This window comes from Micromonospora echinofusca (assembly GCF_017614955.1).
GTDB classification, from domain to species: Bacteria; Actinomycetota; Actinomycetes; order Mycobacteriales; family Micromonosporaceae; genus Micromonospora; species Micromonospora echinofusca_A.
Genome location: NZ_WVUH01000374.1, coordinates 1 through 6,514, shown reverse-complemented (window position 1 = coordinate 6,514; position 6,514 = coordinate 1). Strand labels below are relative to the sequence as shown.

The window sequence follows — 6,514 nt, the reverse complement described above, 5'->3', positions numbered from 1 at the left end:
GCCCCCGCCGGCCAACTGGCCGACCCCGACCGGGCAGGTCAAGGTGGACGCCACCATCCAGGTGCCGGCCAGCGGGCTCGACGGTGGCTTGAAGCGGTACTACGGCATCGGCGACGGCGGGCAGGGCGAGAGCCAGGACCCGATGTTCGTACTGGCCCCCGGAGCGACCCTGCGCAACGTGATCCTCGGCGCACCGGCCGGTGACGGCGTGCACTGCGAGGGCAACTGCACCCTGATCAACGTGTGGTGGGAGGACATCGGCGAGGACGCCGCCACCTTCCGTGGCGGCACCACGTACACCGTGGACGGCGGTGGCGCCCGCGCCGGGTCGGACAAGGTCTTCCAGCACAACGGCCCGGGCACGGTCTACATCCGGAACTTCCGGGTGGAGAACTCCGGCAAGCTCTACCGGGCGTGCGGCAACTGCTCCACGTCGTACCAGCGGCACGTGGTCATCGACAACGTCACCGCCACCGGCATGGACGCGCTGGCCGGCATCAACACCAACTGGGGCGACACCGCCCGGTTCAGCCGGATCACCATCCTGAACGACCCGAACCGGGAGACCTCGATCTGCCTGAAGTACAAGGGCGTGCCCAAGGGCAGCGAGCCGACCCTGATCGGCGAGGGCGCCGACGGCGTCAACTGTTTCTACTCGCCCTCCGACATCACCTACCGCTGACCGGAGCCACCACCACCGACGCCGGCCCCGGGACCCGTGGTTCCCGAGGCCGGCGTCGGTTCGGGCCGGCTCAGCCCGCGTCGATGCGCAACCACTGTCGGCTGCGCTCGCCCGGCGTGTACCGGCTGTCCAGCCGCTTCGCCACGATTCCGGGCAGCCCCTGCTCCCGGCTGGTCGCCAGGGCGTACCCGCCCCCGCCGGTGAAGTGCGGGGGCGTCTGCCAGTGCGGCCCGGCCAGGGCCAACCCGTCGAGCAGTTCCCGGCGCTGCGCGTAGGTCAGGTCCAGGCTGGTCACCCCCTCCAGCCAGAGCAGGTCGAAGATCAGGTACTGCACGCCCGGGTCGTCCGGCCCGCGCCGCGCGGAGCGGGTGCCCCGCCGCCGCCCGCCGTCCGGCGGCCGGACCGGGCGTACCCGGCCGGCGGCGTCCACCTCGACCAGCACCCCGTCCAGCACCATCTCGGCCGGCGCCAACTCCTCGGCCAGCGCCCGGAGCTGCGGGTACGCCGAGGTGATCTCCTCGTCGGCGTCGTCGAGCAGGCGTAGCCGACCGCCCGAGAGGTAGCCGACCGCCCGGACCCCGTCCCAGCGCAGCTCGTACCCCCACCGGTCGTCGTCGGCCGGCAGTTTCCCCGCCGGCACCGGATGCATCGGCCGGACCAACTCGGGCATGCTGCACCAACCGGGCGGGGCCGGGTCCAGCCGGCGGACCATCCAGTCCCGGTCCCCGGTGGCGAACAGCACGTACCGGCCACTGGTCCGCTCGCCGGCCAGGGTCACCACCACCTCGTCGTCGCGCCACTTCTCGCAGGTGTAGGTGCCCCGGTCGTGGATGGTCATCCGGCCGCCGCCGTACTCGCCGGCCGGGATCTCCCCGGCGAAGTCCAGGTACTCCAGCGGGTGGTCCTCGGTGTGCACCGCCAGGTGGTTGCGGCCCGGGTCCCGGGGCAACCCCCGGGGCACCGCCCAGGAGGCCAGCACCCCGTCGCGTTCCAACCGCAGGTCCCAGTGCAGCCGGCGGGCGTGGTGCTGCTGGATCACGAACCGGTCCCGGTCCCGGCCCCGGCGGCGGGTACCCGTCGGAACCGGTTCCGGGGTCCGGGCGGCGTCCCGCTTCCGCCGGTACTCCCGCAGCCGGTCACCCATGGCCGCATTCTCCGGCAGGTCCGGCCGGCGTGCATGGTGGTCCGGTCACCGGGTACCAGGGTCGACATGACGAACGTCGCGCAACCCGCCGTGGAGCTGTCCGGCGGTACCCGGATGCCGCTGGTCGGCTTCGGCACCTGGCAGGCGACCGGCCGGGCCGGGTACGACGCGGTCCGGACCGCCCTGGACGTCGGGTACCGGCACCTCGACACCGCCACCATGTACGGCAACGAGGCCGAGGTGGGCCGGGCCGTCCGGGACAGCGGGGTACCCCGGGAGGACATCTTCGTCACCACCAAACTGCCGCCCGACCGGGCGGGCCGGGAACGCGAGACGCTCCAGGCGAGCCTGACCGCGCTGGACACCCCGTACGTCGACCTGTGGCTGATCCACTGGCCGCCCTCGGCCGGGGAGAGCGTCGAGGTGTGGCGGGAGTTCCTCGCCCTCCGGGACGCCGGGCTGACCCGGGCGGTCGGGGTCAGCAACTACTCCACGGGGCAGCTCGACGAGCTGACCGACGCCACCGGGGAGACCCCGGCGGTCAACCAGATCCGGTGGGGTCCGGCGTTGTACGACCCGCAGCGGGCCGCCGAGCACCGGGAGCGCGGCGTGGTGCTGGAGGGGTACAGCCCGTTCAAGACCACCGACCTGACCGACCCGGTGCTGACCCGGATCGCCGGGGCGCACGGGGTCACCCCGGCGCAGGTGGTGCTCCGCTGGCATGTCGAGCACGGCTTCGTGGTCATCCCGAAGTCGGTCACCCCGGACCGGATCGCCAGCAACTTCGACGTCTTCGGGTTCGCGCTCCCCGCCGACGAACTCGCCGAAATCGACGCGCTCGCCGGCTGATCCCGGGCCGGTCGGCGGCCCTGTCCCCGGTGCGTGACCGCGTCGCTATTCCAGTTGACCGGCCTGATCTGATCGACGGGTGACCGGGGACGACCGGGCCCGTTACCGGGCCGTCGAGGAGCAGGTGTTCGCCCACCACCGGGCGGGGCGGTACGTCGAGGGCGCCGAGCTGGCCCGCGCTGCCGTACCCGGACTGGCCGGGTGGCGGGCCGACCTGGCGCACGCGGCGGCCTGCCTGCTGGCGCTGGCCGGTCGGCCGGCGGAGGCGCTGGCCGAGCTGACCGCGGCGCTGGACGCGGGGGCGTGGTGGGACCGGCGGCTGCTGGTGGCCGACGACGACCTGGCCGGGCTGCGGACCCTCGACGGGTTCGACCGGCTGGTCGAGGTGTCGCACCGGCGCGCGTCGGCGGCGACCGGACGGCCCGTGCCGCCGGTGGTCCGCCGCCCGGCCGGTACCCCGGTCGGGGTGCTGGTCGCGCTGCACGGGGCCGGCGAGGAGGCGGCGGACGCGGCCCGGTGCTGGGCGGCGGCGGTGGACGCCGGCTGGCTGCTGGTCGCGGTCACCTCCACCCAGCGCAGCACGCCGACCTACCGTTCCTGGCCGGACCAGCGGACCGGGGTACGCGACATCGCGGCTGCCCTGGACAGCGTCGACGTCTCCGGGCTGCCGCTGGTCGCCGCCGGGTTCTCCGCCGGGGGCCGGCAGGCGGTGCACTGGGCGCTGACCGGCCCGGCGGTGGCGTTCCTCGTGGTGGGGCCGGCCCTGCGGCCGGGGCAGTTCGGGGCCGACGTCACCGGTCCGGCGGTCCGCCGTGGGCTGACCGGGCGGGTCCTGCTCGGCGACGCCGACGACGAGGTACGCGACGACGCCCTCACCTCGGTCGTCGAGCTGCGGGCCGCCGGCCTGGACTGTGCCCTGGACCGGGTACCCGGGCTGGGGCACGCCTTCCCGACGGACTTCGCCGACCGGCTGCCCGCCCTGCTCGCCCGGTACGCCAGCCGCCAGGCCGACCGACGGGCCGGGTAGATCTTGGTGGCAACCTGCCCCTCCAGGGTCCCTTCGCCACCAAGATCTACCGCTGGACCGGGTCAGGCCCGGGCGCAGGCGACCCCGTTGAGGGCGAAGCCGCTCGGCGCCGTGTGGCTGCCGCTCAGGCTCGCCTGGTAGCCGAAGCTGACCGTGCCGCCGGGGCTGATGGTGCCGTTGTAGTCGACGTTGCGGGCGGTCACCGCCGAACCGCTCTGGTTGACCGTGGCGCTCCAGGCGCCGGTGATCTGCTGCCCGCTGGGCAGGTTGTAGGTGAGCGTCCAACCGTTGACGGTGCTGGCGCCGGTGTTGGTGATCCGCACCTCGGCGGTGAAACCGTTGTTCCAGATCGACGTCGCGGCGTACGCCACGGTGCAGGACGTGCCGGTCGGCGGCGGGGTGGTGGTCGGCGGCGGGGTGGTCGGGTTGCCGCCGCCGTTGACCGAGGCGGAGAACGAGTTGACGCCGAGCCCGACGCCGCCCTGCCACGGCTCGAAGCCGGCCTGGATGCTGGTCAGGTACCACGAGTTCGTGATGGCGCCCCGGTTGCGTACGTCGTTGACGAAGTCGAGCACGCTGAAGTTGAGGCTGCTGATCGGGGACGGCGCCACGTAGGAGATCACGTTGTTGGAGCCGTTGCTGCCCTGCCAGACCTCCCAGCTGCGGCCGACCAGGTTGGTGCTGCCGACCCGGGAGCCGATGGGCTGGATCGAGCCCTGCCGGTTGAGCCAGATCATGATCTCCATCTGGTTCACCCCGTTGGTCTTCGGGGTCGGGTCGAGCCAGATGTCGTACGAGGCGTTGTAGGTCGCCCCGCTCACGTAGTTGTAGCTGATCGCGCTGGTCGCGCTGCTGATCTGGCTGACCTGCATGGGCAGGTTGGTGCCGGGGGAGCAGTTGGTGTAGTGGCAGCCGGCGAAGACCGACGGGTACGACACCGGGGCGCCGTTGGTCGGCGACACGCCGTCCTGGCGGGTGATCGAGAAGCCGGTACTGGTCACGTTGATGCACTGGGTGGCGGTGGTGCCCCAGCGGTTGTTCTGCACCACGTACCGGCTCTGGATCGTGGTCGAGCCGTACTGGTCGCAGATCTGGGTGTCGGCCGACGCGTTGCCGCCGAACGCGACGGCGACCAGCGAGCCGGCGACGAGCAGACCGGCTGCCGCGATGGCACGGATGGGACGTCTCATGGTGCTCCTCGGGTCGGGGGATGGGCCCTGAGCAGGTGGAGGTAGAGCCGGGAGCGCTCCCAGGCTCATGGCGACACATTTACATGTCATTGACGTCGGCGCAACTGTACCGGTTAAGTAATTTTCCGTGACCTGTTCATCATCCTGAACGGCGTACCGCATTCAGCTCGCGGAGAGCAGTGCCCGGGCGGCCCGGACCTGGCCGGCGGCCTCCCGGAGCGCGGCCACCACCCGCTCCTGGGTCCCCGCCGAGAGCCGGGCCACCGGGATGGACAGGCTGATCGCGTCCACCGCCGGCTCGACCAGGGGTACGACCACCGCGAAACAGACGATGCCCTCGGTGTTCTCCTCGCGGTCCACCGCGTACCCCTGGGAGCGGATGGTGGCCAACTCGGCGTGCAGCTGCGCCGGATCGGTGACGGTCCGTGCGGTCAGGGCCGGCAGCGGCCAGTGCAGCATCCGGTCCACCACCTCGTCGGGGCGCTCGGCGAGCAGGGCCTTGCCCAGGGCGGTGGCGTGTGCCGGGAGTTGCCGCCCGATCGCGCTGTACAGCCGCAGCGGGTGGACCGACTCGCGTTTGGCCAGGTAGACGATGTGCGCGCCGTCCAGCCGGCCCAGGTGCACGGTCTCCCCGAAACGCGCCGAGAGCTGGTCGAGCACCCCACCGAGCAGGCCGGTGGTGTCGTCGGCCTCCAGGTAGGCCGCGCCCACCTGGAGGGCCCGAACACCGAGCGAGAACCGGCTGCCGGTCGGGTCCGCCTCCACCCAGCCGCGCTGGGTCATCGTCCGCAGGATGCCGTGCAGGCTGCTCTTCGGGATCTCCAGGGCCCGGGCCAGCTCGACCAGCGAGCGCCCCGAGGGCGCGGCGGCCAGCGCCTCCAGCACGTCCAGCGCGCGGCCGGCCGACTTCACCGGCTGGAACGCCTCACCCGTCGTCATGGCGTCACTCTAGCGGGATTGACAGCGCCCGCCCCCCAGCTAAGGTCACGTATGTGACTACCGTTCAAGATGCTGAACATCCTGTCTCCGTTGTCGACCAGATCGGCGCGGCCCGGATCCTGCCCGTCGTGGTGCTCGACGACGCCCGCTCGGCCGCGCCGCTCGGCACCGCCCTGCTCGCCGGCGGGCTCACCTCGGTCGAGGTGACGTTCCGCACCACCGCCGCCGAGGCGGCCGTCCGGGTCCTGGCGGAACGGCCCGAACTGCTGGTCGGCGCCGGTACCGTGCTCACCCCCGAGCAGGTCGACCGGGCCGTCGCCGCCGGAGCACGGTTCGTGGTCTGCCCCGGCTTCTCGCCCCGGGTGGTCCGGCACTGCCAGGAGGTCGGTGTCCCGGTCTTCCCCGGTACCGCCACCCCCACCGAGATCCAGATGGCCCTCGACGCCGGGCTCGACACCGTCAAGTTCTTCCCCGCCGAGCAACTCGGCGGGCTGCCCATGGTCGCCGCGCTGGCCGCACCGTTCCGCTCGGTGCGGTTCATCCCGACCGGCGGGGTCAGCACCGCCAACCTCGCCGACTACCTCGCCCACCCGGCCGTGCTCGCCGTCGGCGGGACCTGGATGGTCGCCCCCACCCTGCTCGCCGCCGGCAACTGGGACGAGGTCACCCGCCGTACCGCCGCC

General features: G+C 72.8%; 7 protein-coding genes. 4 read left to right on the top strand and 3 right to left on the bottom strand.

Translation table 11 applies throughout. The annotated features are described in order from the left end of the window. On the top strand, positions 1-682 hold a 682-nt coding region (locus GSF22_RS28750; protein ID WP_208816961.1), incomplete at its 5' end, for a pectate lyase. A gap of 70 nt (positions 683-752) precedes the next feature. On the opposite strand, the gene GSF22_RS28745 is transcribed toward GSF22_RS28750, so the two are convergent. Continuing rightward, on the bottom strand, positions 753-1,826 hold the full coding sequence (locus GSF22_RS28745) for a DNA polymerase ligase N-terminal domain-containing protein (protein ID WP_208816959.1): 1,074 nt from the start codon (positions 1,824-1,826) through the stop codon (positions 753-755). A 66-nt stretch (positions 1,827-1,892) separates the two neighbouring features. On the opposite strand from GSF22_RS28745, the gene GSF22_RS28740 reads away from it, so the two are divergent. Beyond that, the gene (locus GSF22_RS28740; RefSeq protein ID WP_244454309.1) at positions 1,893-2,675 is read left to right on the top strand and encodes an aldo/keto reductase; all 783 of its coding nucleotides are present in this window, start codon (positions 1,893-1,895) and stop codon (positions 2,673-2,675) included. 79 nt (positions 2,676-2,754) lie between these two features. Further along, entirely contained in the window at positions 2,755-3,702 is a 948-nt protein-coding gene (locus tag GSF22_RS28735; RefSeq protein WP_208816957.1) for a hypothetical protein, read from the top strand. Between the two features lie 62 nt (positions 3,703-3,764). On the opposite strand, the gene GSF22_RS28730 is transcribed toward GSF22_RS28735, so the two are convergent. Continuing rightward, positions 3,765-4,892, bottom strand: a complete 1,128-nt coding sequence (locus GSF22_RS28730; RefSeq protein ID WP_208816955.1) for a GH12 family glycosyl hydrolase domain-containing protein — start codon at positions 4,890-4,892, stop codon at positions 3,765-3,767. A gap of 162 nt (positions 4,893-5,054) precedes the next feature. Continuing rightward, complete coding sequence (locus tag GSF22_RS28725; RefSeq protein WP_208816953.1) at positions 5,055-5,831, bottom strand: IclR family transcriptional regulator; 777 nt, start codon at positions 5,829-5,831, stop codon at positions 5,055-5,057. Between the two features lie 53 nt (positions 5,832-5,884). Between GSF22_RS28725 and eda the strand changes: the two genes are divergently transcribed. Further along, on the top strand, positions 5,885-6,514 hold a 630-nt coding region (eda, locus tag GSF22_RS28720), incomplete at its 3' end, for a bifunctional 4-hydroxy-2-oxoglutarate aldolase/2-dehydro-3-deoxy-phosphogluconate aldolase (protein WP_208816952.1).

Bases quoted from the DNA above. Each gene is read 5' to 3' on its own strand.
- GSF22_RS28745 (WP_208816959.1), bottom strand. From the start codon at position 1,826: ATGGGTGACCGGCTGCGGGAGTACCGGCGGAAGCGGGACGCCGCCCGG.
- GSF22_RS28740 (WP_244454309.1), top strand. From the start codon at position 1,893: ATGACGAACGTCGCGCAACCCGCCGTGGAGCTGTCCGGCGGTACCCGG.
- GSF22_RS28730 (WP_208816955.1), bottom strand. From the start codon at position 4,892: ATGAGACGTCCCATCCGTGCCATCGCGGCAGCCGGTCTGCTCGTCGCC.
- GSF22_RS28725 (WP_208816953.1), bottom strand. From the start codon at position 5,831: ATGACGACGGGTGAGGCGTTCCAGCCGGTGAAGTCGGCCGGCCGCGCG.